The sequence below is a fragment of the Acidithiobacillus sp. genome, assembly GCF_023255755.1.
In the GTDB taxonomy this organism is placed as follows: domain Bacteria; phylum Pseudomonadota; class Gammaproteobacteria; order Acidithiobacillales; family Acidithiobacillaceae; genus Acidithiobacillus.
Genome location: NZ_JAGDVS010000117.1, coordinates 1 through 24,746 on the forward strand (window position 1 = coordinate 1; position 24,746 = coordinate 24,746).

The 24,746-nt window shown below is 55.1% G+C and carries 24 protein-coding genes and 1 pseudogene; 10 read left to right on the forward strand and 15 right to left on the reverse strand.

The window, feature by feature from the left end; translation table 11 throughout:
• Positions 1-120: 120 nt before the first annotated feature.
• From Q0C48_RS08045 to Q0C48_RS08080, 8 genes and pseudogenes are all read right to left on the reverse strand, one after another.
• Positions 121-1,860, reverse strand: coding sequence for a cellulose synthase subunit BcsC-related outer membrane protein (locus Q0C48_RS08045; protein ID WP_291523230.1), 1,740 nt, complete (start codon positions 1,858-1,860; stop codon positions 121-123).
• Positions 1,853-4,246 (reverse strand): tetratricopeptide repeat protein, encoded by a 2,394-nt coding sequence (locus tag Q0C48_RS08050; RefSeq protein ID WP_291523231.1) that lies wholly within the window; start codon positions 4,244-4,246, stop codon positions 1,853-1,855. Before Q0C48_RS08050 ends, Q0C48_RS08045 begins: the two co-directional genes overlap by 8 nt.
• Positions 4,243-5,397, reverse strand: a complete 1,155-nt coding sequence (gene bcsZ, locus Q0C48_RS08055; RefSeq protein WP_291523233.1) for a cellulose synthase complex periplasmic endoglucanase BcsZ — start codon at positions 5,395-5,397, stop codon at positions 4,243-4,245. Before bcsZ ends, Q0C48_RS08050 begins: the two co-directional genes overlap by 4 nt.
• Positions 5,394-9,821, reverse strand: coding sequence for a UDP-forming cellulose synthase catalytic subunit (bcsA, locus tag Q0C48_RS08060; protein WP_291523234.1), 4,428 nt, complete (start codon positions 9,819-9,821; stop codon positions 5,394-5,396). Before bcsA ends, bcsZ begins: the two co-directional genes overlap by 4 nt.
• A 15-nt stretch (positions 9,822-9,836) precedes the next feature.
• Complete coding sequence (locus Q0C48_RS08065; RefSeq protein ID WP_291523235.1) at positions 9,837-10,988, reverse strand: cellulose synthase operon protein YhjQ/BcsQ; 1,152 nt, start codon at positions 10,986-10,988, stop codon at positions 9,837-9,839.
• 301 nt (positions 10,989-11,289) lie between these two features.
• Positions 11,290-12,451, reverse strand: a pseudogene (locus Q0C48_RS08070) (transposase).
• A gap of 341 nt (positions 12,452-12,792) precedes the next feature.
• Positions 12,793-13,194, reverse strand: coding sequence for a hypothetical protein (locus Q0C48_RS08075; RefSeq protein WP_291523236.1), 402 nt, complete (start codon positions 13,192-13,194; stop codon positions 12,793-12,795).
• A gap of 621 nt (positions 13,195-13,815) precedes the next feature.
• On the reverse strand, positions 13,816-14,124 hold the full coding sequence (locus Q0C48_RS08080; RefSeq protein ID WP_291523238.1) for a hypothetical protein: 309 nt from the start codon (positions 14,122-14,124) through the stop codon (positions 13,816-13,818).
• An 862-nt stretch (positions 14,125-14,986) separates the two neighbouring features.
• On the opposite strand from Q0C48_RS08080, the gene Q0C48_RS08085 reads away from it, so the two are divergent.
• A complete protein-coding gene (locus Q0C48_RS08085; RefSeq protein ID WP_291523240.1) occupies positions 14,987-15,241 on the forward strand; it encodes a type II toxin-antitoxin system Phd/YefM family antitoxin in 255 nt (84 codons plus the stop codon).
• Positions 15,234-15,494 (forward strand): Txe/YoeB family addiction module toxin, encoded by a 261-nt coding sequence (locus Q0C48_RS08090; protein WP_291523242.1) that lies wholly within the window; start codon positions 15,234-15,236, stop codon positions 15,492-15,494. Before Q0C48_RS08085 ends, Q0C48_RS08090 begins: the two co-directional genes overlap by 8 nt.
• Positions 15,495-15,521: 27 nt before the next feature.
• Here the strand turns inward: Q0C48_RS08090 and Q0C48_RS08095 are convergent, their stop codons facing one another.
• From Q0C48_RS08095 to Q0C48_RS08125, 7 genes are all read right to left on the reverse strand, one after another.
• Positions 15,522-15,782, reverse strand: coding sequence for a pyocin activator PrtN family protein (locus tag Q0C48_RS08095; RefSeq protein ID WP_279116617.1), 261 nt, complete (start codon positions 15,780-15,782; stop codon positions 15,522-15,524).
• Positions 15,783-15,791: 9 nt separating this feature from the next.
• On the reverse strand, positions 15,792-16,424 hold the full coding sequence (locus Q0C48_RS08100) for a hypothetical protein (RefSeq protein ID WP_291523246.1): 633 nt from the start codon (positions 16,422-16,424) through the stop codon (positions 15,792-15,794).
• Complete coding sequence (locus Q0C48_RS08105) at positions 16,417-16,974, reverse strand: hypothetical protein (RefSeq protein WP_291523248.1); 558 nt, start codon at positions 16,972-16,974, stop codon at positions 16,417-16,419. The genes Q0C48_RS08100 and Q0C48_RS08105 overlap by 8 nt, the downstream gene beginning before the upstream one ends.
• Positions 16,971-17,222 carry a hypothetical protein gene (locus tag Q0C48_RS08110; protein WP_291523251.1) on the reverse strand — a complete coding sequence of 84 codons (252 nt, stop codon included), beginning with the start codon at positions 17,220-17,222 and terminating at the stop codon, positions 16,971-16,973. Before Q0C48_RS08110 ends, Q0C48_RS08105 begins: the two co-directional genes overlap by 4 nt.
• 152 nt (positions 17,223-17,374) lie before the next feature.
• Entirely contained in the window at positions 17,375-17,941 is a 567-nt protein-coding gene (locus Q0C48_RS08115; protein WP_291523253.1) for a hypothetical protein, read from the reverse strand.
• A 91-nt stretch (positions 17,942-18,032) separates the two neighbouring features.
• Complete coding sequence (locus Q0C48_RS08120) at positions 18,033-18,239, reverse strand: hypothetical protein (protein ID WP_291523255.1); 207 nt, start codon at positions 18,237-18,239, stop codon at positions 18,033-18,035.
• 74 nt (positions 18,240-18,313) lie between these two features.
• Complete coding sequence (locus tag Q0C48_RS08125) at positions 18,314-19,036, reverse strand: XRE family transcriptional regulator (RefSeq protein ID WP_291523257.1); 723 nt, start codon at positions 19,034-19,036, stop codon at positions 18,314-18,316.
• Positions 19,037-19,149: 113 nt separating this feature from the next.
• Between Q0C48_RS08125 and Q0C48_RS08130 the strand changes: the two genes are divergently transcribed.
• The 8 genes from Q0C48_RS08130 to Q0C48_RS08165 all read left to right on the forward strand — a co-directional run.
• Entirely contained in the window at positions 19,150-19,404 is a 255-nt protein-coding gene (locus Q0C48_RS08130) for a Cro/CI family transcriptional regulator (protein ID WP_291523275.1), read from the forward strand.
• Positions 19,401-19,688 (forward strand): helix-turn-helix transcriptional regulator, encoded by a 288-nt coding sequence (locus Q0C48_RS08135; protein WP_291523258.1) that lies wholly within the window; start codon positions 19,401-19,403, stop codon positions 19,686-19,688. The genes Q0C48_RS08130 and Q0C48_RS08135 overlap by 4 nt, the downstream gene beginning before the upstream one ends.
• 88 nt (positions 19,689-19,776) lie before the next feature.
• Positions 19,777-21,552 carry a hypothetical protein gene (locus Q0C48_RS08140; protein WP_291523260.1) on the forward strand — a complete coding sequence of 592 codons (1,776 nt, stop codon included), beginning with the start codon at positions 19,777-19,779 and terminating at the stop codon, positions 21,550-21,552.
• A 324-nt stretch (positions 21,553-21,876) separates the two neighbouring features.
• Positions 21,877-22,239, forward strand: coding sequence for a hypothetical protein (locus Q0C48_RS08145; protein ID WP_291523262.1), 363 nt, complete (start codon positions 21,877-21,879; stop codon positions 22,237-22,239).
• Between the two features lie 58 nt (positions 22,240-22,297).
• The gene (locus Q0C48_RS08150; RefSeq protein WP_291523264.1) at positions 22,298-22,939 is read left to right on the forward strand and encodes a hypothetical protein; all 642 of its coding nucleotides are present in this window, start codon (positions 22,298-22,300) and stop codon (positions 22,937-22,939) included.
• Positions 22,936-23,634, forward strand: a complete 699-nt coding sequence (locus Q0C48_RS08155; protein WP_291523266.1) for a lytic transglycosylase domain-containing protein — start codon at positions 22,936-22,938, stop codon at positions 23,632-23,634. Before Q0C48_RS08150 ends, Q0C48_RS08155 begins: the two co-directional genes overlap by 4 nt.
• A gap of 148 nt (positions 23,635-23,782) precedes the next feature.
• Positions 23,783-24,079: a hypothetical protein gene (locus Q0C48_RS08160; protein ID WP_291523268.1), complete on the forward strand. Its 297-nt coding sequence runs from the start codon at positions 23,783-23,785 to the stop codon at positions 24,077-24,079.
• Positions 24,080-24,343: 264 nt separating this feature from the next.
• Positions 24,344-24,746: hypothetical protein (locus Q0C48_RS08165; protein WP_291523270.1), on the forward strand; the 403-nt coding region annotated here is incomplete at its 3' end.

Below are 24,746 nucleotides of genomic sequence, written 5' to 3' on the forward strand. Positions count from 1 at the left end.
CAGATAATAATCGCCTCCACACAGCGTAACCCGCGATGAAGCCCATCTGCTCAATAGCACGATATAGAACGCTGGCGGCGGGGCGCTCCACCACATTTTTAGGACGACTTCTTTAGGGTATCAATGGACCCCCGTCCATCGCTGGGCAATATGGTTAAAGACGGGCACGGATTGCAGGCGATTAAAATAATATTGTAGATAAAGGCCTATCACTGCATTTTCGTAATTCCGTGAATTGTCTACACGGAACCAGCCTCCACCCAACCAGTGGGGATCTAACAAGGACGCCACCCGACCTTCTGCTGAATAAGCCACGCTGCTGTTGTTCTGGGCTGCGAAATAGGGATTACCGGCAGCCGCCTGCGTCGCGGGATCGATTGGGAAATAGGGACTTGCCGCTTGATGGAACGACTGCCACCCCAAACTTCCCCCCAGTACCCAGGAATTATTTCGATCAATACGTCCATTCCACTGCAGCGTCACGGCGGGTCTATAGAAGGATTCCGGACTGAAATACCCCCCCTGTCCGTATGTGAAGAAGGACAGATTTTTGTTATAGCTCATGAAAAGGAGATTGACACCGAGGTGCAAATGCTGGTCTGGATCACCAGTCGCAATAGGCCAGCGCACGCCACCATCCACAGTCCAACGTCTATTGCTAGCCACGTTGGTTCCCTCTAACACAGCGTAGGACAAGGCGCCATATACCAGCTTACGTTTCCCAGTCCCGAAAGAGACTTGCAGACCGTTTGAGAACACACCACCCCAAATCGAATCTGCGGGAGAACCAAATGGGCCACCATTGAGTTTGGCACCCGCATAGGAAAGCAAACTATCACGGACGGATTGGCGATATAATTCAATAGCGGCTGGGCCATTACCTGGTATCCATCGGATTCTGCCCGTAAGCCCTGAGACTAGGAAACCTAAAGGACTGGTACCGATCGCTGCCCTAAATCCTGGACGAGTAAAGCCCAGCGAAAGAGCGGTACCGTTAGCGCTTGTGAGAATGGGATAGGGACTGGTACCTAGGGCGGGCTGGTTCGAGACCAAGTTAGGGAACGCATCCGCCAACGTCGGTGTGCCGCTGGCCGAAAGTTGGACGTGGGTCGCGCGCACCGTAACACGACCGACGTTTCCTATAACGTCGCTGGCCCCCGCCGTAGCGTCGGTCTCATTCAGACGACTCAACCCGGAGGTGCCGGTGCGCGAACGATAACCCACCGCCCCCCCCACCCACGGGCTGATCTCCGATTTGATCCTCGCAATCTGTTCCCGAATGTGGGTTCGCTCATCAGCAAACACGGGGGGTGCGCTTAGCGGGCTGGATGCCGGTGCGGGAGTAAGCGTTGGTTGATCAACGTTCTCCGCAGGCGAGTGTGGAGCGGGATACGGAAGGAACGCGGTATCGTTTTCCGTGGAAAGGGGGACCGGTGAAGACACGGGCGCCGAATACCGAGTTGGCGACTGGCTCCCCGCCAAAGGCTGCGCGTTCATTGGGCGAACAGGCTGCGGGTACGAGGGCCTATTATTGATTGGGGAGGGCTGGGGATAATTTGGGGATGCCCGATCATTACCCGCATAGGCAGCGGGCATCGGAGTCCCCTCGGCCTGCAGTGTTCGCATAAGTTGCAGACGCATACTGTCGATCCGCATCGTCATGGTGGCTATTTGTTTGGCAAGATGCATCTGGAATTCCAGATGGGCCTGCTCCGCCTTGAGATGGACAATCTCCCCCTCCATTTGCGCATCCAGCGGATCTACTTTATGGCGAAAGTGAGCCGCCAGAGAAACTACAGGATAAGTCAAAGAAAGGATTACGCCCATGGCCAGGGCTGCGGGGCGGTAGAAATCAGCCATGAAAATCTCCAGCAAAAGGTGGCAAGGGTTCTGCTTGTCCCGATGGTAAGTCCACTGCGCTCGGATGCTCTTTCGGGAGAATCTGCAGCATTCTTTCGTAATAATGGAGAGCGGCCAGTCGGTCGCCCTCCGCTTCTGCAATCTGCGCGCCCACCCTAAGCAACGGTGCATCTCCTGGCCAACGCGCCAACCCCTGATGTATCCATATCATCGCCTGTTGGCTCGCACCGGCTCCCAACGCGGCCCCCGCAGCTGCCGCATAACTTCCTGGCGTATTTCCGGGGCCAGCATCGCGATACAGGCGGTAGGCGTAACTGGGGCGTCCAGCCGCCAAATACACATTGGCGAGTTGTCTGCGGTAATAGGGGGCATGGTTAAATAAGGCGATCATGTTTTGATAAATAGTGGCCGCCACCCGATATTGCCCGGACTTCACCAGGCTTCCGGCTTCCCGATCGGCTCCGTAACGAAACAGCGCGTTGACTTGCTGGCGCTGCTTCACCGCCAGTGTGCTCTCACCATGCAGACGGATGAGCAGCGCATAAAGCGCACGATCGTCGCCCAAATGATACAAACGCCAGGCCTCCGCAAGATCCAGACCCGTGATGGCTTTTGAAAAAGCCGGATCCCCGGGATCCTGGGCATAGGCTGCTTCCAGGATCGCTTTCGCCTGGGAATAATGTCCTAACTGCAACGCTTTGTTAGCGCGTTGCTCTGCATCCATCTGGCGAAGCGTGTTCAACTGATCAGTTTGAGCGGGATCCAAGCGACGATCCCCCAGTCGATTGAGTATCCGCTGGAGATGTTCGCTGTCCCCGGCATTATAAAGTGTCCAGGCTAATTGCAGCTGCAGCGCCGGAGATGCGGCGGCACCATAGTGCATCGCGTTCTCAAAAGAGGCTTCGGCTTGGGTGTAATCGTGTAGCCCGGAGTAAACCGCCCCGAGGCTCGCCCAGTAAGCGGGATCTTTCCGGACAGCCGCGGCGGTAGGACTCGGAATACTTTGGGCCTTAAGTAGCGCTTCACGATAGTGGCCTGCCGCCTGCAGCGTGCTGATGAATCCAATCCAGACCCCTGGATTGGGCTGATGCCCCGATGGGTAGGAGGCAACCAGTTGCCGATAGATGGCAATGGCCTTGGCATACTGCTTTTGGCGGGAATAAACCCCAGCCAGGCCTTCCTGTGCGGAAACGCTGTCGGGAGAAAGCTCCTGGGCCTTCTGGTAGTAATGGAGAGCCAGCGCATCTTCCCCACTGCCTTCTGCCTTGCCGGCCAGGGCCAAGATCGCGTATGTACGGGCTTGACGAATCCTTTGGTCCAAACTTCCCCGCTTTTGAGGGGCAGCAAATGTTTGTGCCTGTTGGTATAGCGCGATGGCCTGCGGAAAATTTCCTTGGGCCATCCGTACTGCCGCAAGACCGTTCAGGTAGTGCACATTGTTCGGATGTTTGGCAAGCAGAGACTTGAAAATCCGGGACGCTCGGTGAAGATGGCCCTGATGTAAAGCGGAATAACCGGCCCGCTCTTGCACGAGCATAGCGGCCTGCCGAGCACTGAGCGCGCGCTGGAGCACCCCTCGGCGCATCGCCACGGCCGCCATTTCAGCGCGGTGAAGCTGATCGGTAAGAACGCTATCAGAATAATGACGCAAATACGTTTTCAATAACGGGATGGCCATGGGCGCCGAACCATCCCAAATGAGCGCCTGCCGCCAAGAAATTCGAGCCGCTGCGGCAGCCGCTGTATTCCCCAGGGCCAAATTGGAAAGTATGCCTACCCCTTCTGCCCGCGTTGTCGGATCGTAGGTCAGCAGGCGACCGAGTACGATTGCGTACTGCGGATCCTGCGGGTAGTTGTGAATCAGCTTACGCAACCGGGAAATGGCCGCAGCCTTTCCTCCCGGCGTTTTGATCAATGCCTCGAAATAGCCCGAGGCCAGATTCGGTGGCACCACGCCACCACCCAACGCTTCCTGATATTTCCTCAGCGCCGCCTCAGCTTCTCCGCGCGTTTGCAAGGACCCTGCCTGCTGTATCAGGCGATTACTCTGAGGTCCCAAACGTAACGCATTTTCAACCTGAGAAATTTTCGGCGATCCTGGAGCCTTTGCCTTGAGCAATTGCAGATATTTTTGCGCTTCCACATGATTGCCGGACTGAGCGGCCAGCGTAGCAATGCTTGCTAACGCCTCCTCGCTGTCCGGCTTAACAAAAAGCACTTGTTTCCAGGCATCGATGGCCAGATCGTCGCGCCCATGCATTTGCCAGTAAGTGGCTTTTTCTATAAGGAAATGTATGGACTCCCCATTGGCGAGTGCAACGACCGGTGCCTGGAGAACGATCCCCATCGTTATGCCCAACAGACTCTTCTGTAAGTATCGCTTCACCAGACAGCCTCCAGATTTCCATTGGGGGCAAAATGAAAAGCACCTTGTAGCCACCCCAACGCGAAGAGCGCCAGATTTTGGTCGTAATATCGAGGAGGGTTTCCATATAAGCCAACGTGAGGATCAAAATCCGCTGTTAAGCGCAGATTTTGGTTGCCAAGAGGTTCTTGCATCCCCATCCGTTTGAGATAAGGCATAACGGCTGCCGAGAAACCGACGGGCCCATTGCCTTTAGCCATTCCGTTTGAAGTGTTTACAGAAACCGGTGGGAGGATATGGGTTTGCAGGAATTTTCCCATTCCCCATACGGCGGCGAGCACTTGAGCGGAACCCGGGGTTTTGGGATTGGTGATTCCTGCCCAAAGATAAACGCGAATGGCATTGTAGCTTCCCTCAGGTCCTTGCGGAGCCACCCCAAATCCCTTTCCGGGAACATAAGCCACCCAGTCAGGCGCAAACCCCTCAGGCGCGACCGACTGCAAAAGGTTGGGCAGTTTAACCACCATGTGTGCCCAAGGGCCCGAGGGAACCGCCGTGGCCAAGCCATCCAGCAGAAAAAGTGGAAGATAACTCGGATTGACGACATATTCCTGAGGCTTCGGATGGAAGCCCGTGGGGCCAGGCAACAGTGTGGGTCCGAGTCCCTGCAGATCCACCACTTCGTCCTGAGCAATTCTGAGAGACATGAGTTTGCCCAACGCGGCATAACGGGGATCGTGCCAAAGCCGGCCCGCCTGAATTAGGGTGTACGCCATCCAGGTATCCGCATCGGAAGCCGAGTTCGCATCCAGGACACCCCATCGACCTTTTTTATCCAAACCCCAGCGCCACGACGGGAGATGACTCGCCAGGCTCCCTTGGGCGAGATTGGATTGCGTCCAGGAAAGAATTTTTCCAAAAAGAACCGGATCATTATCGACCAGCGCAAAAAAAAGGGCGTACGCCTCCCCCTCCGAAGTGGTCACCCCAGCATCCTCGTAATCAATGACGCGGCCCTGAGGATCGATGAAATGTGCGGCGTAATGGTTCCAGAGTAGACCCCATCCCAAAGGCACGGCTGCCACGGACGCCGTTTCGATATTCGCCCACACAGCCACACAGAGGCCCGCGAGCAGAACGAACAGCGGTGCACGGATCCGAGAAGCTATCAAATCCTGCCCTCCAAACGGCGGCGCGAACGGTGGCGGAGCCAGATGGACAGGGCAAGACCCTGCAAAATAGCGACGCCCAAAATGATACCCGCAATCAGCCAGGGATTCTGTGAAAAGCGCCAGCGAATCCAAGTCCATAGCGGCAGGTGGCCCACATCAAAATGGCCACTGGGGACAATGAAGGAATGGATCAGTGTCCCGTTTTCGGCCGGAAGAATGGTGAGATTACCAAAAATTCGTGCCTGCGTAGATTTACTATGTAAGGCATTATCCAGCTCCGTCCAGGCCAGCGGGTCGCGTGCTTCGAGGAACAGCGCGACCCGGTTGTCCTGTAGCGGAGAAACGATCTCCTCCATCGTGGCGGCCGGGTTCACCCCTTGGGAAAGCAGCTCACCCAGTCCGCGCAGACCATAGTGTCCATGATCCGTCGCCTGCTCCCACCAGGGTAGATCATTGACGACACGCGAAAACACGCCTCGCAAATCCTGGGCATGTACACCACCGGAAGGCGTAAAGACCAAAGGCAAATGCTGGCTCCACCGCTGAATCAGCGGTTGGGTGCCAGCAGAACCCAAAATGATCAGGTTTTTTCCTTTCACCTGATTCACATCTTTCGCACCCACCACCGTGATCCGAAGCGCGGGATAACCCGTCTGTGTCCCAAACTGACCCATCAAATTCAGGTAAGTGCCCAGTATGGAGGAGTCGGCGGAAGTAGGCAGGACTACCGCGGTCTGGGAAAGATCCGCATAGCGGGTAAAGGGATAGCCCCCATTGGAAAGCAGGCTAAGATTCGGCATGCGCGTGAAGTGCGGTACGCCAGACATATCCAGGCTGGAATCTGGCAGAACAGCGCCGCGCAGGGAATCCGGTATCGTGTCCTTACAGGCCCCCTGTTTTACCAACTGGAATCCGAAATAGAAATCCAGTAGGTTATCCAGCGGTTGGATGCGCACGGTAGGAATCTCTAAATCACGGGTATGAATGCGGGAAATGCTTCCCTTGCTGCCCAACATCCCTACCGATCCCACAAATTTTCCGTTCAAGCTGAAAACAAGGGAAGAACCTGAGTCAATCGGATCGGGATTGTAAGTATAGCGCAGGCGCAGGGGAACTTTCGGCATGCCCCAGAAAAACAGGTCTGGTGCAACCCGGAATGGCACCACCACATCTCCGATGTGATTAACTTCTAGGGCACTACCACCGGTAAGGGCCCCCAGCGGGGTGGGTTTCGCGGTACTCAACCAACGGGGCGCGTCATCCGGCTTCCTGGGTGGAGGGAGGCTGAAATTCGCAATACTGGCCGAAGATCCCCCCATCGCGTAGTGGCCGAGAACCAAGGCACGAGCCGCTGTCAGAACCTGTTTCCCATTCTGTCCAATAATTAGCAGCAGCTTCCGAGCCGGGTCGGAGGGATTGCTGCGCACCGCAATAAACGGGCCATCCCCGGTGGGGAGGTTGAGATTCTGAAGATAAGACGGAACACCCTCGCTGAGGTCAACGAAAATGACCGCATTCCCCTGGGGGAGTGCATCGTGCAAAATGGGGAACTTCACTTGCCGATAGTTCTCCAGGGTCCCAAACCACGAGGCCACCACCCCAGCGGCCTCCAGCATATGGGGATTTTGTTCTCCCAAAACCACAAAAAATGGCACACGGATTTCACCCTGCCCGGCATGATAGTAGAAGGGCGCCGGTAGCAAGGACAGCCGATCTGCCAGATTCAGCAGCGTTCCCTGTATGTGAATAGACGTCTTGGGAAGGATGTCGGCCCAAAGCGTGCTATTACTGGGATCTTCGCACTGCTGCGTGTAATGCCCGATCAGTTGGAAACCGAAATGGTTATAAGTCGTGATCTGGAACGGATTAATAGCCACCTTAAAGGTGCGCCGCTGTCCGGGGGTACCCTGTTCCGGAATCGGATATGACCCGATCACACTCCCGTTGAGCAGGAGATTGATCTGACTGATCCGCGCCAGCAGTCCTGGCGAATAGCGCAAATGTACGGTCACGGTGGCCGAACGAATCAGTTCATTCTGGGGAACATTAAAATAGGTCACCTGCTGCCCATTGACTCCCGTGAGATGAATACCCTGTGAATATCCCAATTGCGTCAAAGTCCAGGTTTTTTCGAAGGTCCCGGCGGAGTGGGCAGAAGCGGTCGGAGCGGTGATCGGCGCGGGTACAGAGTGTGCGGGCAAAAGCCTAGGTTCAGCGGCATGTGCATCCCTCGCCGCAAATAGCGCAGCAAATCCTGAGCTCAGAAGCCCAACCATTAATGCGACATGGACCGCCCGCCGACGCCATGCGAACAGACCTTGAATCATAAGCAAACTCCCTTTCAACGCAATTTTTCCGATCAGCCAAAGACTTGTTAACGGGCGATCTTCTGCACGACCTTCTCCCCAACCCAACCAAGCATCCGCACGGGTGTACAGGAGACGCACCAGTTGCACCCGCTGTCCCAAATTCAGATCTCCAAAAGCCATGCGAAGCGCGCCGTCACGATGATCGATGACGCGGGCCGGGAATTCATAGGGTTGGTTCCCCCAGTAAACCCGTATCCGGACGAGTTCTTCCCCCTGCATCGCCATAGGCCCTGGCACGCTGATACTCAGGCCTCCATCCGAAATATCCTGGGTAAAGGCGGACAATTCCTGGCCTTCCGAAAGAATATCGATGGGCAACCTGACCGGGATTCTGACATGATTGCGGACTTGGCGTTTTTCCCGGGACACGGCTAGGGCCGCGCCGATGATCATCAGATTGTACAGGGTCCACAGACTGGTCATGACAATGGTCGCGATATCGGGTGCAGCCTCCAGGGTCAAACGCAGAACGGCTGCGACCAAACCCGCAACGTTCAACAGCCACAGCACCATGTAGGGTTTGGCGATACGGTGGTCGAAATAGCTCTGCTCAATGGTGCCGCCCTTTGCCGTCACGTTGAACTTCCCCAATTTGGGATTGATGATGGCCAACCATACGGGCAGCAGAATGTAGGGCGCCAGAATGGTTTCGTAGATTTCATTCCAGAAAGAAAAGCGATGTCGGCCCTGTATGCGCGAGTTGGTCATGCTGGCCATAAAAAGATGGGGGAGCGAATACGCTGCAAACGTGACGGCATAGGCGTCCAGGACCTTCAACCCGAAAAGCAGATAAGCCAAGGGGGCGGTCAAGAACACCAGGCGCGGAATCGCAAAAAAGAAATGCAGCATGGCGTTGAGATAGCAAAGACGCTGCCAAAAATTGAGCCCTCTTCCCAGTAACGGATTATCCATCCGGAAAATCTGCGCCATACCGCGCGCCCAGCGGATCCGTTGTCCGACGTGACTCGCGAGATTTTCGGTCGCCAGACCCGCCGCCTGAGGGATATTGAGGTAGGCGGTGCGCCAACCCTGCCTCTGCAGTCGCAAGGCGGTATGGGCATCTTCGGTGACGGTATCGACCGCAATACCCCCAATCCCGAGCAAGGCATCACGACGCAGGACCGCGCACGATCCGCAGAAAAAGGTCGCATCCCAAAGATCGTTGCCATCCTGGACAATCCCATAAAAAAGTTCCCCTTCATTGGGAACCAGGTGAAACATCTCCAGATTGCGCTCAAACGGATCCGGCGAGTAGAAATGGTGGGGCGTCTGGAGAAGCGCGATCTGTGCATCTCGTTCCATCCAGCCCATGGTCACCTGCAAAAAAGAACGTGCAGGGACATGGTCGCAGTCAAAAATGGCGATATAGCGACCCTCTGTCATCTCTAGCGCATGGTTGAGATTTCCGGCCTTGGCGTGTTTATGTTCGGGACGCGTGATGTAGTTGGCGCCTACATTTTTGGCAAACACGCGAAATTCGTCACGGGTTCCATCGTCCAGAACGTGCACGTGGAGCTTGTCTTCTGGCCAGTCCATGTTCAGCGCCGCGATAACCGTCGGCTCAACCACGTTGAGGGGCTCGTTGTACGTCGGAATGTACACATCCACATCGGGCCAACTCTGGGGATTGGGCGGCAACGGTACTGGCCGACGCTGCAGGGGCCAGGACGTCTGGATATAGCCGAGCACCAGTATGGTCCAGGCATATAATTCAGCCGCCAGAAGAATAAACGTCGGCACAAAATCGTACCACCGGTAGTGGGGATCCCCGATGCCGAGCGTTTCCGTCAATCGCCAGTAGGCGTAACGCGTCGTAAAAAAGATCGAAATCCCCACCAGGGTGAGGGTGACCCAGTGGGCTTTCGAACGGCGGTTAAGGAGGATGGAAAAAACAAAGAGCGCAAGCGCGAGAAGGCTCTGATTCTGCCACGACAGGGGAACCAGGGCCATATTCAACGCCACCAGAAAAGACAGGATCAGGGCCAGCACGGCCAACATATCCATGAACCTTACCGATCCATCCATCCGGCCGAACAGAAAACGGGGTGTCAGCATGAAAAATCCTAGGGACTAGAAATTGGCGTAGTGGCGCAGCGAAATAGGCAGAAGGCGAAACATATCCCCCATCCAGCGGCGGAAAAAAGGACTGGAGAAAGGATGGCCATCCGCCACGGCCTCATTCAGTCCAGGATCTCTGGGAATCGATACCGGTGCTAACAACGGCCCAAGACTCCGGGATAAATTGCGGGCAATTTCCTCCTGTAGCGGATTTTCACTGTCGAACTGGTTCAGAACATATAGATGCGGCAGAGACCGGGCCATAAAGGGACCGTTGCCTCCATCCCGCTGCATTTCCCGGACCGCGAGCATCGCCGCTAGGTCAGCCCGTAAGGGTACAACCACAAAATCGAGCTGAGGGGCCAGTTTTTGGTAGAGGTCTGCACGTCCTGCCGGGATATCGAGAATGCAGCATTTCTGGTCCTCCAAGTGGCCAAAAATCTGGGCCATCTCCGAGGACTCCATCATCCCCCCTCGATCGGTAAGCAACGTCGCCAGCGTCTCCGCGCCCTGCGGAGCCGCCGACAACAAAACCGTTTTTTTTGTGGATCCCGGGAAATGACTCAACGTCGCTTTCCAACCGTTGGTTTCTGCCAACACCGTACCCTCCACACTCAAAAAGAGCTGGGCCATACCCATTTCCCCTAAGTCCACCAGCAGCGGAGACCATCCGGCGTGGCTCATGGACCACGCGATGCCAGCCGCCATTGCACTGGTTCCTGCCCCCCCCAACGGGGAAAAAACCGCTATGCACGGGGTACGGTTGGGCGCATCGTGACCCAGGGCCGTGGCAGAGGTATCGGAGAGGGTCTGCAGGACTTCCCATTTCCTAGAGATAGGCCGGGAACCGCGCGGTGCCGCTCGTTTTTTGGAGGCCGCGACCGATGCCTGGGGGTTTTTCTGCTCCATAACCGAAATCGGTGACGCGGCAGCCACCGCGTGGTCGGGATGCACAGCCGGAGAATCGACATCAGAATCTGTAGAAGGCGGGATATCCGAGGCATCACCGGGCGAGGCGGAAAGCGCATCCGAAGAAACCCTCGAGTCCAGATTCAGCTTTTCTGGCGGGGTCTCCTGAAATTTGCGGTCAAACTCGTGATATTGTCCTTCCGCGTTCATTTCTAATCGATTGAACAGATTATTGATGTCAGGACTCACGTTCACAGTTCTACCTTATATTTAACATTCTTATGGCTCGATGAAGTCATATATTAGCTGCTTTTAAAAAAAGGACAATCCCCCCAAATTCCGCGATTGAATGTAGCGGATGTCGCGCAATACGGTGTGTATCGAGTTTTCGCCCGGCTTTGTGGCCTCATTTGGCGATATATTTGTAGGAATACTGCTGATGGGTCAGGTTTTGCGCTGTTTGGAGGCGTGGAATACCCTCACCTTCACGCAAAGAGTAGTCATCCCCCTCGCGATGTCCGCGAAAGTCGCTTTTCCCAGGTTTGATCCGCCTTGTTCAGGAAACAGGGTCGTGCATACAGGCGTAGGTACGGCCGCGAATGGCGGCAAAGTCTGCGGCCACATTCGACGCGACGCTCAACGTCCAGGCACCGGCATGCCGGACGAGTCGGCCCGGTACCTGAAAGAGCCGCCAGCGCACGGTGGCAACGCGATGCCGCTGCCAGCTTTCACCCAGGGTCGCGTGCTTGAACAGAACAAAGAGGTTATAGGCCATGACGCCGATCCGGAAGAAAGCCGCATTGGCACTTTCCTGACTGCAGGGCACCCGCTCCATACCAAATCCGATTTTGAGTTCCTTGATGCCATTCTCGGAATGTTCACCCCGCTGGCGGTACCAGATCAGCACATCGGCGGTACTGCCCGTGCAGTTGCTGGCGATGACGTGGTAACGCGGGGAGTCTTCTTCCAGCAGTTCCGCCTGATGACGATAGCGCACCACGATGAGCCGAAAGGCTTTGTGAGTGTGCTCCATACTGTGCACGGTCTCCGCCACGGCGCAGCCGGCGTATGGGGTCCAGGCGGATTCAGGGATCGCGGCCAATGGCGAAGGTCTTGCCGGTCGCTTCGCAGGCTTTGACGAAATCCAGATTGGCGCTGGCCGGAGCGACATTCCCGGCAGGGAAGTCATCGTGGATCACGACCTCGGCCTCCGCCAGGTGGCCCACCATGGGCATGTCGCCACGTTCCCCTTTATAGGTCCAGGCCGCATCCCGTTTCTCCGCAACGATCTGGGTGGCATCGATATCCAGGGTGTGCTCCCGGCGTTCCAGCTTACGCAGACGCTGGGCCACAATCCGGCGATTCACCCGGTCCAGGCCCGCCAGTCCGGCGCCTTCTCCGGTACGGCGCAGCCAGTCACCCGCCGCGTCCATGCTGGGCAAAGCCTCCAGATGCAGCAGGCGGCGGAGGCCCTGGTCCGTATGAATCATGCGCAGATCCTCCAGAGAACGGCCGCCACCGGTCAGCATCAATAGGAACGGCAAAACGTGTTGAATCGCCCCATAACCCCGCTTGCTGTCCGGCTTGGGCATTTCCTGTTCCAGCCAGCGATGAACGCCCAATCCCTGAATAAATTCGCCGTGGAGGACGAGCCCCAATTGTGCTGTCATGGGTTCTTCCGTTGCTGCCAGCTTGAAAGGAAGCACAGTTCGTGCCATTTTCCTCATTGGCCCCTCCTGTAAATCTCCCGGTAGGTGATCTGCTTTCCCAAAGCCATTATACCGGAAACCCTTACAGATTGGGCCCTTCACGCTATTTTTTCCTTACGTCATCGCGGAATTAGGGGAGATTATCCCGACAGGTCCGTCCCCTGGATCGCCTGCCGCAGCTTTGATGGGACAGGGTTTTCCCACTCCCCCGATAACCGCTGTCCAGCAACTTCGCTGGTCTGGTAATATGGCGCGAGATGGATTTCAATAAAGAGTAGCGGATCATTCGACCAGGATTCTCGACTTCCTGACACACTATGCATGGAATTCGAGAATCGTTTGGGTACTGCTCACGGCGTTGGCGTTGATGGCTGGCAGGCAGCGGGCGTCGGCGGCAGCTTTGCGGCATCCGCGCCCTTGCTTTCCTGCCGTGTATGCGCCAACGGATCATGTGCATCTGGCAAGGCACCCGCCTTCCATGCGTCTGCAATGTCCTTTGAGCCAAAAGGTGGCCGCCACAAAACGATCTGGCATCCCATGGCCTGGATTTCTTCAGCTTGCCGCTGATGAGCTACATCCGTTTTGATCTGTGTCTCCTGGTCTTTCTCGTTCTCCAGAGAAAGGTAGAACGTGGTGGCGGCCTGTTGCAAAAAGAGGGCCTGCACATGCGGCTGGTCCAGAAACGCGCGTACTCCCGCCCCGCCCGACACCAGAATAGACGGCGCCGCCACCCGATGGGAGCGATATACCAATCCATGACCGCCAAGGCGTCTGTACCACCTTCCACGATCCACAATGCGCCATCGGACGGCCACACAGGATCACCGCCTCGCCAGATGGCCGGGAAGGATTTGTCGGAGTGCCTGGTGTCTAGCTTCGTGATCTCCTTTTCACCATTCCGGGATAAGATAGGTTTCACAAGCCGGACCGTCATGGAGCGCGGTTGACGGTAACTTCCGTCCCATCCGCGACTCAGAAAAATGTTTTGTCAAAAGTTATGCGGTCAACGCGGAATTGGGTAGCGGCTTGGCGGTCCGATTGCCCGAATCGCCAGCCGACACCATTATCCCGCTGCATGGCCCCCATATCCACCCTTCTCCCCGCCGGAAAAATCACCCCTGAGGTCGGCCACTAATATTTCGATTTCCCCGTCATCGGTTTCCCGATAATTTTCTGCATTTCAGAGAAAAGCGTCGAGCAGGTCGTGGTGACGCTGACCAATCCGCCCTGTGACCTTGCATCTGCCCCAGGAGGTAACGATCCATTCTTCATCTTGGTGATATGTGGGCCTTTGCGTCGGCTGCACATTCGGAGGCGCGCTGGGCTGACCGTTTTGGTTGGGAGCCTCACTTATGCTTTACCAGGCATGCGTCTCACCGTTTTTTTGCTGCCAAATAGGGTGATCCAAAAGGATTCAGGAGGCTGGGAAGTGCTTTTGGCTTATGGTTCAGCCGCTGTGACGCCCTTTGTTCTTTTGGTGATTCTCCTGTTTCGTCATGGCGCTCCTGTGGCGCTGGCAGGAGCGCCCCGCCTTCATGCCTGAGGAAATACCGGTGCGGAATAGGCGCCGCATAGTTGTTCTTGGAAACGGAATACCTGATGCGCACGCCAGCCGCAGCGTCGTCATCTTCAACGTATGTGATCGCCGCGCCAAATAACGTGTGCGCATCTTGATTGACCATCCTTTTTTTCTGAGGGTTTCGGTGTCTATCGGTAGGATACGATATATCCCCATATCCCCCTTGGTAGCCTCAACCGCTCCAGCATGCCACAACCAGGAACAATGTTCAACTAGTTGATTGTAAATGGTTTATAGAGATATACTAAAAGCCATACCTTACTATCTGGCCTGTGATACCATGCTTCCTGTGATATCCTGTGATACAAGGCTTGGTGTAAACAACCCCGTCCTTCCCGCGCTTGAACTTGAACTTGAGCGTGACGAGCGCAAGTCGCGAGGGGTGATGAGAATGCCAACCACCTGTTTTGACAACCAGGAATTCCGTATTTGGCGCTGCAATTACGCTGCACTTCGGAGCGGGACAGACAGGTATAACGCGGGATGGTGCGGGATACATTGGCGCGCAACATACTGATAACATTTATATATGAAAAAGGCTTATGATTCAAAATGCCGGAATATTATCATGCAGCGGGCTGCAAAGCCGCGTACCCCGGTTCGATTCCGGGCCCAGCCTCCAATTCGCTGAGATATTTTGTACGGCGAGCGCCCTGCGAAGTTTGATTTCTTCCTGAGTTATCTGCTTTTCCAGGTCGGGGGATAGGGCGTGGCCGAACTAAACAAGCATACCGCGATGGATAAAATCCTGTCCGTAGCCCCCATGCTCGACTGGACGATTAAAAATTATAACTGATACATAAACAGTATGTTATGTTCTGTCACTCTGCGATGTTGTACTCATGTTGGATTTTCTTCCTTAAATCTGTCCAAGCATACACCTCATTTCGAGCCAAGGCGGTACGGTTGACCCCTGGGCGATCGCCCATCATACTTGTACAACTTATTGGACAGGAGTGATGGTTATGCACGTTGTGAGCTATTCGGAAGCCCGTGACAATCTCAAGGCGGTGATAGACAGGGCCGTTGAAGATGCGGATGTTACCATCATTACGCGGCGCGGATCGTCCAACGCGGTTTTGCTTTCGCAGGATCTTTTTGACAGTCTGATGGAGACCGTCCACCTGCTGCGCTCGCCAGCGAACGCTGCACACCTGGCGCAATCCATAGCACAAGATCAAGCAGGGCAAACATCTCCCGGTGGCCTGTCTGATGCCTGAGCGTATCTCCTGGACGCTGGCCGCGTGGGAAGATTATGAATACTGGCAAGGGCAGGATCGAAAAACACTCCGAAGAGTGAATGCACTGATACGGGATTGCCTGCGGAACCCGCACTCGGGCATTGGTAAACCGGAGCCACTGCGGGAAAACCTCTCAGGATACTGGTCCCGTCGTATTGACGACGTTAACCGACTGGTCTATCGCACCACGACTGTAGATCTGATCATTATATCCTGCCGGTACCATTATTAGGTCTGTAACGGCTAAAACGCGATCTGGCTAATGGCGCACACTCTGCCGTGCCTCCCAGTCTTGTGTGGACTTCTTCCGTGCGGAATCCAGGTACTCGGCAAGATCGGTAACGCGCACCATCCAGGGCGACTTCTGCGATCCCATGCGGAAGGCGGGGAAGGGGAGTTCACCGCGCATGGCTTTCATGGCTGATTCCTTGCGGCTCATCCCCAAGTATTTACTGGCCAATATTTCAAGTGGTATATCGGCCTGCCCAAATTCCGCCATGAGTAAAAAGACTGTATTCATAAGTGTTCCTCAATCTACCAGTCGTATCCGTCGCATCATCGTTTCCACCAGCACCGGATAATCCATCGGGTCATCAATGACCACCACGTCGCTCGTCGGCGCTTCCAGGCCCGTATAACGACGGTCTAGCAGGACAGATAGGCCCACAACGGTAGTCGCCGCATTGGCGTTGTCTGCCTGGTCATCCAGGAAGGCCACGGCACGGACCCGCTGGAGCGTTGCGGCTTTCTCAGCCGGTGCATGGGCCGGGTTGACGCAGATCACTCGACCGGCCGGCAGCAGCCCGCAGAGTGAATCCACCCGCGCCTGATGAAACTCTGCCCTGATGCTGGTCACCGCCCACACCTGGCACCCCATATCTTCCAGTGCATACACCAGATCCCGCGCATGGTCGTACAGCGGCACGCTGGCCCACTCCACATCATGATGGAATGTGTCCCAGACATGGTGCGCGTCAGCCTTGGCGATGCCGTATCGGTCATGCAGATAATATGCGTCGTTCAGCTTTTTGATGTCAGGCCAGTCAAGTACGCGGCGGGCGCAATTGGCCCAATGTCCCTCGAAATCGCAGAGGATTCCGTCGATGTCCAGGGCGACCACGTTGTTTGCCTGCACCATTTCCCTTCTTTTCTTTTTAATCATAACGGACACCCGCCACATTCATGGCCACGTCCCTTTCTGTGTCCGTTTGAGCGAGACCCATAAGCTTCAATTGCAATTTCTCACCGCATCCAATACCCCATTCATGGTCGCGGCCATAAATAAAGATTTCCGGATAGTTGGATAACAGCGCCAGTAGTTCCTGTGCAAAGCGATCCTTGAGGTCCTCAAACGAGGTTGTCATGCCAAGACTAGAGGTTCCTATCGTTATTTTCTGGCTTGTATTTGCTATGATGCTGGCCGCAGTGGCCTGGCTGACGCTTCCGAAATCCGGTATAACGGGTGTTCTCGGCATCAGCTTTGAAATTGCCATCGCCGTGCGCCACGCCAGAGCCTGCGTATTGGTATCGCTTAATCGCTCAGTAATTTGCGTCCACTGCGCTGAGAAAGGCATCATCATGGCAATGTTAGAGGCGTCCATAATTCCAGCCGCATAACCATCACGAAAATCTTCATTTCTGGCAATCTCAGGGCGCCGTTTGCAGGCCTCTTCTGGCTCCTCAACGCTCGAATGGGATGAATTTTCGTTCATGATGGAAAGCTCCTTAACACTTGTAAATAATCTGCGCTTTGCGGCGCTAGCGAATAGGCTGCCAACCGCTTACTCTGGATGCCAGGATGCACAATGATGATGTCCCCGCGATGCACCAGACGCTTCAAAGCGGATCCGGTGGCTTCTTCACTACGCCCGGTCAGCGCGGCCAACCGCCTTTTATCCGAAATGCGTGCGGTTTTAAGTGCAGCAAGAACCTCACTCATGGTGCCTCGCTTATTATTCATGCCGCAGTGCCTGCAACATGCTCATACCTCTTTGGAGATTCGTCAGTGTATTCACGCCACCATCCTCTTCAACTGCTGCCCCATCATCGCCTGGAAACCCTTGGCGTGGCATTTACTTCCTTAATTTTTTTTCGCCATAAATCATTAGATCATCACTTTTCCTGTAGCAATGAGGACATGATTCTTGACAAGTTGCCGCTTTTCTCCATTTCTTCTAATAGCCGCAACGCAGTAGTAATTTTTTCTGCGTTCTGTAATGCAATAGCCATTTCAGTCGAGCCAAGAACACGATTGAGGTTATTCATCGCGACGGACAACCTATGGGTGTAATCGGTTAACTGTGAAGTGCGTTTTTTGGCTTCTGAAATAGCCGCATCACCGACTTTGACATATTCATTCAATTGAGTGCGCATCAATGCAGTTGATGCTTCAATTACTTCGGCTGCTTTTACTGTCTCATCACTCATGAGTAATATCCTCTGTTTTAACATAAAAGAATCACCAGACGACTGTATTTGTTCAAGTGTTAACGTATCAACAGCGTTACCATCAAAATATTGTTGTTCATGTGTATGCATGTCCATGTTTGCTCTTATTAATTGTTTTCTTCCTAGAGTGATACCATCAAGAAGCATTAAAAGAGCCTGGCCACGTGCGAGTTTTGCAATCTCTCTTGAAACCAATACCCTTGCCTGCTTCGCGCTTTCAAAAGTGATCACGCCATCATTCTCCATCTCCGCTTCAAAATCTCTTCCACCAGTACAGGGAAATCCTCAATATAATTCCTGGTGCATGGTGGGCAGCGCATGCTCATGCCGCACCGACACGCCGGGGAGCGGTAGGCACACTGAAGTGCAGGCCGTCCCGAACGAGGGGAATACCGAACTCGCTCTGGAACGCCTGCATGGCTGCATCAATGGCATTGACGGACGCATCACGCGGCAGCGCAATGGTCAGGGTGATACGGTCGGGGTGGAGGGGAAGAAAGGTTTCAGGGGCTGGGGTCTGGCTAGGCATTGGTGATTCTCCCATGCGACGTAAGGCATGGGAGAATTACAACCTAAGCGTTTGCACTTGTCAACACCTAGGTTTTATAGCTTCCTTCCGAGTGGCTGATGGTAGATCACGCGCCCGATAACTCTACAACCAACTTCAAGCCGCCTCACCGGCCATTGTGGATTTCGAGGACGCAAGTACCAATCTGGTCCATCCTTGACAATTTGTTTAAAGGTTGCCTCTTCGTTCGGTTGCCCATTTCCTATAACGACATAATCACCTGACTCCCAATATGCGTCAGGATCTGCAACAATGCGGTCCCCCTCTTTGAAGTCAGGCTCCATGCTATCACCATGAATTATCAATCCAAACACATACTGACCGTGGTGATTCTGGTCTAGACGAACCCAATCCGTCACATCTTCACCATTAAGACGTTTCACATCTTGTGAGGTAGCAAACTCGCCGGCCGCGACCCATGAAATAATTGGGACAAGACACTGCGGCTTTGAAGCTGGCACTACGTTAATATCAAGCGTGGCTAGACTGTCGCCAGCGGCATCGGTTACCGGAGCCGACTCGCGGTGGTCACCTGATGCATCAGCAACTCTAAGCTTCGGGTATGCCCCTTCAGCCAGCCAATCAGAAGTGACGCCCAGAGCTTTTGCGATTTGCGGAATAAAGCGACTTTTTTCACTTTTTCCAGTCACTAACTTACTGATTGTATTCTGGGCGCAACCGCTTTCATCGGCAAGCCACTCTTGCTTTTTTCCGAGCTCCCCAAGACGCTCATTGATCCTTTCGCCTACTGTAGTCATGGTTTCAATCCTAAAACATGGGTTTTGGCGGCGCAACTACCAGGGTGTTGACAGGTTGAACACATAGGTTTTATGATCTGAGCATGAACGAGGCCATTCTTAAAACCTTATCCATGTATGGATCCCAAGATGCCATGGCAAAAGCCATAGGTGTGTCACAGTTCGCCGTAAGCAAGTGGGTGCGCGGGGTTGGAGCGATTTCTGCCGAGAGTGCCCTACTTATTGAGCATGCGACTGGCGGGGTCATCACCCGCGAAGACCTCCGCCCGGACATCTTCCGTAAAGACCATCCATCAAACCACATCGGTACACCCGTACATTCAGCCATTCCCGATTCCTCCATCTGTCCACGAGACCACTCTGAATGAACCCACCGTCAAGTGACATAAAAATCCAGTCGCTTTTTCTGCGTGCAATTGCCGAGAAAAGCCAGCGCAAGACAGCAACAGAGATTGGGGTTCATGAGTCTGCCCTGTCTCGATGGTTCGCCGGTGATGGCGGGCTGAAATTTGAGCAGGTATGCCGACTGATGGCCGCCCTGGATATCCAGCCTGAATATCTGGGAGATGGAGAGGTGACAACTATTAAAGCCGATGTGCTGACGGCACTTAAACGACTGGCTAAGGCTGCACTGGATGGAGACGACTTGTGAACAACGGTCTGGGCAAAAGCGACGGCAGAACGCCTGCCCACACAATATTCTCCGCTCATTTTCCAACCCTGACACCACGAGGTGCTGCATGAATGCCATATTGCTGCATACGGCTTTGGATAAAATGGAATCTGTCTGGGTGCGCCCAGGGCAAGCGTGTGCCGACGCGCGTGCTGAAGCGTTGGAATATATTGAGCGCAGCAATGGGCGACGTACTCCAGGGATTATTCTGGAGATCATGCGAGTGATCGGCATCGCTGAGCACGCGGCGATCAACCTGATACGGCTCTTTGATGACGAGAAGGAAGTGGCGCGCGTCACACTAAGCGAGGTCAAGTATCTCCACCAGTTACCCTTCTATTACAAGGTGCGGGCCTGGTACGAACGCCGCCTGCACGCCGCCGATTCCTCTGGCCATGCGATCCGTGGTGTCCTGTTTGGCCGTGACTGCAAAACCGGATTCAAATATGGCATGGCGGATGATTACGGTGAATTCCCCGCACTGGTAGCACTCTATGTGCTGCACAGCGGCAAGGCAGCATGGCAGGAAGCGAGGTATTTTATCGACTGGTCCGCTGAGTTTGCTGCAGACATCCTGGTTGCAGGGTTTGAGCGCACCCATGATTTCTTCCGGCGGGTCAGCGCTCCGGCCCTCCGGCTCCTGCGCCAGTTAAAAGATACCTTCTGCTATCGCGTTCCCCGATTCCTGTTCTCCCTGATCCGTCAGGACGATAAGACGGGATCCACGTCTTTCCTCCAGCGTGCTGCCGCCACGCTTTCCGCCCAGAAACGGGATGCGGTCAAATTGCGCGTCATTTCTTCTGAAGATGCTGAGGAAGAATGGAATGGAGATGATGACCTTGCTGCCTCTGAATTCAGCTTCGATGAGGAGATAGGGAAGCGTCGCAACAAAAATCATAAAAAACAGCCAATGACTGACCAGGAATGGGCCAGCACGATCTACCATGCGGCGCGAAATACATATGTGACCAAGGCGCGGGCATCCACGGACCCGGTAGGGCCAGATTGCCGCATGGCCGAAGTGCTGCTGATCTTTGACATTGAGCACCTGGCGCGTGCAGGGCTGCAACATGATCAGATATCCGACTACATTGCCCTCTGCTGGGAATGGGCAGTTGGTAGGCACACCCACGCACGATCTTCAGCAAGAACAGCAGCTGCGAAACTACGCACCGAAGCGGCGACCATGACCCCGCGAACTCCGGGTGCAGAGGGTAATCAGGATATCTCGGTGCAGACTGTCAAGGAGTGGATAACCGTCACAGACGCCCGGATGTGTCTGGCAGAGGCCGTTGTCCACGTCCCAGAGTCGGTGCCCATCCCTACCAATAAGGGTATCCCAAAGCAGTGGGTGACCGACGAGGCCTTCGCGTACTTCGAGTCCTGTATCAAGCGTGAATTTGACTCGGGGGGAGGCACCCGACGATATCTACCCATACGGCGGGACGGTGAAGATATCACGTTGATTTGTCAACGGCGACGGCATAAACGCCCGCTATCAATGGCTTATGAAGAGTGGATGAAGCCGGATAATCCGGATCCCATGACGGTTGATGATTTACCTCCGCCTTCGCCTCTGGACGATTTGAAAGAAGGGACCATCGGCCGTGTGGATGCTGCACGACTAGCCACTGTGCTGGGAGTCTCCCCGGGTGTGGTGCGCCGAGCACGGCAGCCGTATGACCCCGATGATGCTGTGGGAGAACGTGTGGCTACTGAGGCCATTCTTATCATCGCTGACAGCGTGGCAAACATGCCCGAAGACCGGCGCAATGAGGCGCAGCAGGCGGTCTTTGCCCTTATGCGTGACGCGCAGAAGTCGCGCGATCACAGGGTGGCATAGCCATGGCACGTCGTCTCTATCACAGAGGCACGTTGATCGCTGTAGCAGGCGCAATCTCTCTGGCCACAGCGGTCGGCCTTGCCTTCTTGCCCGTCGCGGATTATTGGGTCCTGGCATTTCTGATGCTTGGGCTGCTACTGATCATGTTCGGCATACGCTGGGAGATGACGACAGACATCAGAACGGTCTCAGGGCCTGCCTTAACGCATCTGCATTGGTTGGCCAGATTCTGCCCCCGTGCCGCTGAATTACTGGAGCGGGAACCTATACCGCTATGGCGGGATGCGTTCCTGGTGGATGCGGCATGCAGAAAAAGGTGGCGGGATGATGATGCGCCGCGGCACTAAAATGACCGTTACCACCCGTCAGCATGACGCATTGATTGCTACGCTACGGCAGTCATTCCCAGCCGGCAAGACGGCCTATGAGCTGGCCATTGTCCATCCTGATATACCGCTGGATGACCTCCTTTCCTGGCTGAAGCCGGAACGCGGAGTGCGGCGGCGCTGGTTGGATGGTAACTATTACATGATCCCCGATACCGTTCTCACGCGACTCACACTGTGGAACATGCTTTTTATGGCCTCATGCGCCGAGATGTTTGGAGGCATGGGGCGAGCGGATATAGTCGCAGCTATGATGTTCGCTTGCAGTTTCTTCAAGATGCTGGAGTTCTGGCCGTGGTAAACATCCATTTCCCTCGCTTCGTGCAATGGGTAGATCCAATATGCAAGGAGCCTTTGCCTTGAATATCATCACCGCCGCAGACATCCTCAATGTGCGACACGATGCGGAATACCTGGTCGTGAGATCAGTCTTTTTGGCTTCCATCGTACAGGCTCCAGATCAGAACCATGTGGACCGCTTGGCGGCCGCACACAGCTACTTTATGGCACACGATACGGCCGCGAGGTTTGCTGAGTACAACCTCCTGAAGCCACAGACACCAAAATCGCAGACTGTTACCCCGGTCGTGGCTCGGTGCCCGGACCCGGCGGCCACCATGACCCACAAGTCTGCAGCCCCCATGCATAGACGCTTTTTCCTCTGGAAACGCCGTCAGATTGCACCGGTTCGCTGGCTCATCGCGGTCCTGACCTTTCTGGCCGTCATGTCTGGACGTCTGATGGCCGTGGCGGCGCTCTTCGGCCTGAATTATCTCGCGGTCGTCGGCCTGGTGGAGTGGTCCATCGCCGTAGGCGCCTGGTTCGAATTCATGGTGATTGTGCTGATGCTGTTGTTCTCCATCGCCATCCTCAAGCTCGACTGGATGCTGGCCGGATCCATGATGATTGGCGGATGGCAATGTGTCGCTGAATCTCTGGAGATTGGCAGGCGGCCTGGAGAATCGTCCGCTTCACCCGCAAAAACTGCGAGGGTTATATGATCGGTCTGCAATTGCTTGAGGTATGCGCCCCAAAGGTCTCTCCAGTCACGATGTCGGCCATCGTCCAGGGCGAATCAGGCGGTTATCCGTGGACGATCAACGTCAACAGCCTGCCCAATGGATCCATGCGCTTCCCCAATAAGCAGGCGGCCATCCTTGCCGCTACGCACTATATCCGCATGGGCTACAAGGTGGATCTGGGCATAGCGCAGGTCGATAGCGAAAATCTAGGCTGGCTGCGCCTCAGCATCCCACAGGCATTTGATGCGTGCCGAAATATCCATGCTGCGCAGACCATTCTACTGGATGCTTATCACGCCGCTGGAGCGGCAGGCGTGAGCAGCCTGAAAGGGACCTTTGAGGCGTACAACTCAGGCCAGGTCACCGGCGATCGAGGTTATGCCAACGGGGTATTCCGTAACGCGGGTGTAGAGGTTCCCGCCATACCGGGCGGTCATCTGGCGTCCTGGGTAAATCATCAGGTCGCATTGTCTGGAGATGCAAAACAGAACACTTTCCTGCCACCAGTTACGCCATCTTCCAGTGCTCTGGTGCGACCCGTGATCATCATGCCACCAAAATCATGGCAGCCACTGAACGCCAATGAGGATTTTACGGTGACTGGAAAATCAGTGGGTAGTGGGTCGATGGAGAGAGGCGCGTCATCGGTTACTGCAATTTGGAATCCGGCATAAGCAATACCACTGTCTTGTGGTTTGCATGGAATACCGAAGCGGTACATTAGGCCCACCATTGCCAACACAATAAATTCATAAAAACACTGAAAACAGGTTCCAGATGGCCATTAGCTAGTGAGCACATCACCATGCTAAGGAGCCTGTCATGTCCACCGAAAGCGTCAAACACCTTTATCTGCTGACCGTCACCGACCTCGCTGAGGTCATCAAAACCAAAGACAGCACACTGTCCGAGCGCCTCAAGAACCATCCGGAAGATTTTCCCCCGGCCATGGAGATTCCCGGTTGCAGGGGGTTCCGGTTTCATCCCCAGGATGTTGCCGACTGGCTCGTAGAACTCTCCGCAAAAGCCCTCGGCCTCCGTTCGGCGTCGGTGGACAACCCAACGATCACCCGCCGAACCCGTAAGAAGCGCGCTGTAGCGTCAGAAGCCTCCGATTGATGCCACGCGAAGGGCAACTAGCGCCCACAAAAAAGGCCGGTGAATCAGACCGGCCCGCTTACTGCATACCCCACAAAAGGCATATAGATTATGACCAATCATTCTTCAGAAATCAACACAGATAGTAACCATTCTTCCTTAAATCCTACGCATTCTAATTCCGCTCTTCCCAGCACCCGCCAGTCAACCGCTACTCGGCGCTGGCTGGCCGCATCTCAGGCCGACGCAGCACAGATCGCAGAGATTGCATCGTGCTCACCGGAAATGGCCAAGTTCCTGGCACTCCCCAGCCACGCTCCGCGCCTGGACAGTCGGGCACGTCGCGGGAAAATCGCCCTGATCTGGCCTTACAAGACCCGTCAGGCCGGTGGCCAGATGGAGTTATCCGCCATTTACCTGCACACACGGGGCCAGACCGGTCAGGATTTTGTGGGCTCCCGCGAAGATGCAGTAACCTCCCGCCGAATACAGGAAGCGGCACTGTTCACCATTAAGGGCAATCCCAACGCTGCAGGTAAAAGTCGGCATACGGTTTTTCTGACGGCCAGCCCGCTGGATGCCATGGCGGCCCATGCGGTCAGCCCCGGTGCGGACGTGTACGCCGTCTCGACTCCCAGCATTCCCCAATGGCTGATCCACGACTGGACCCATGCCGGAAAGAACCGGA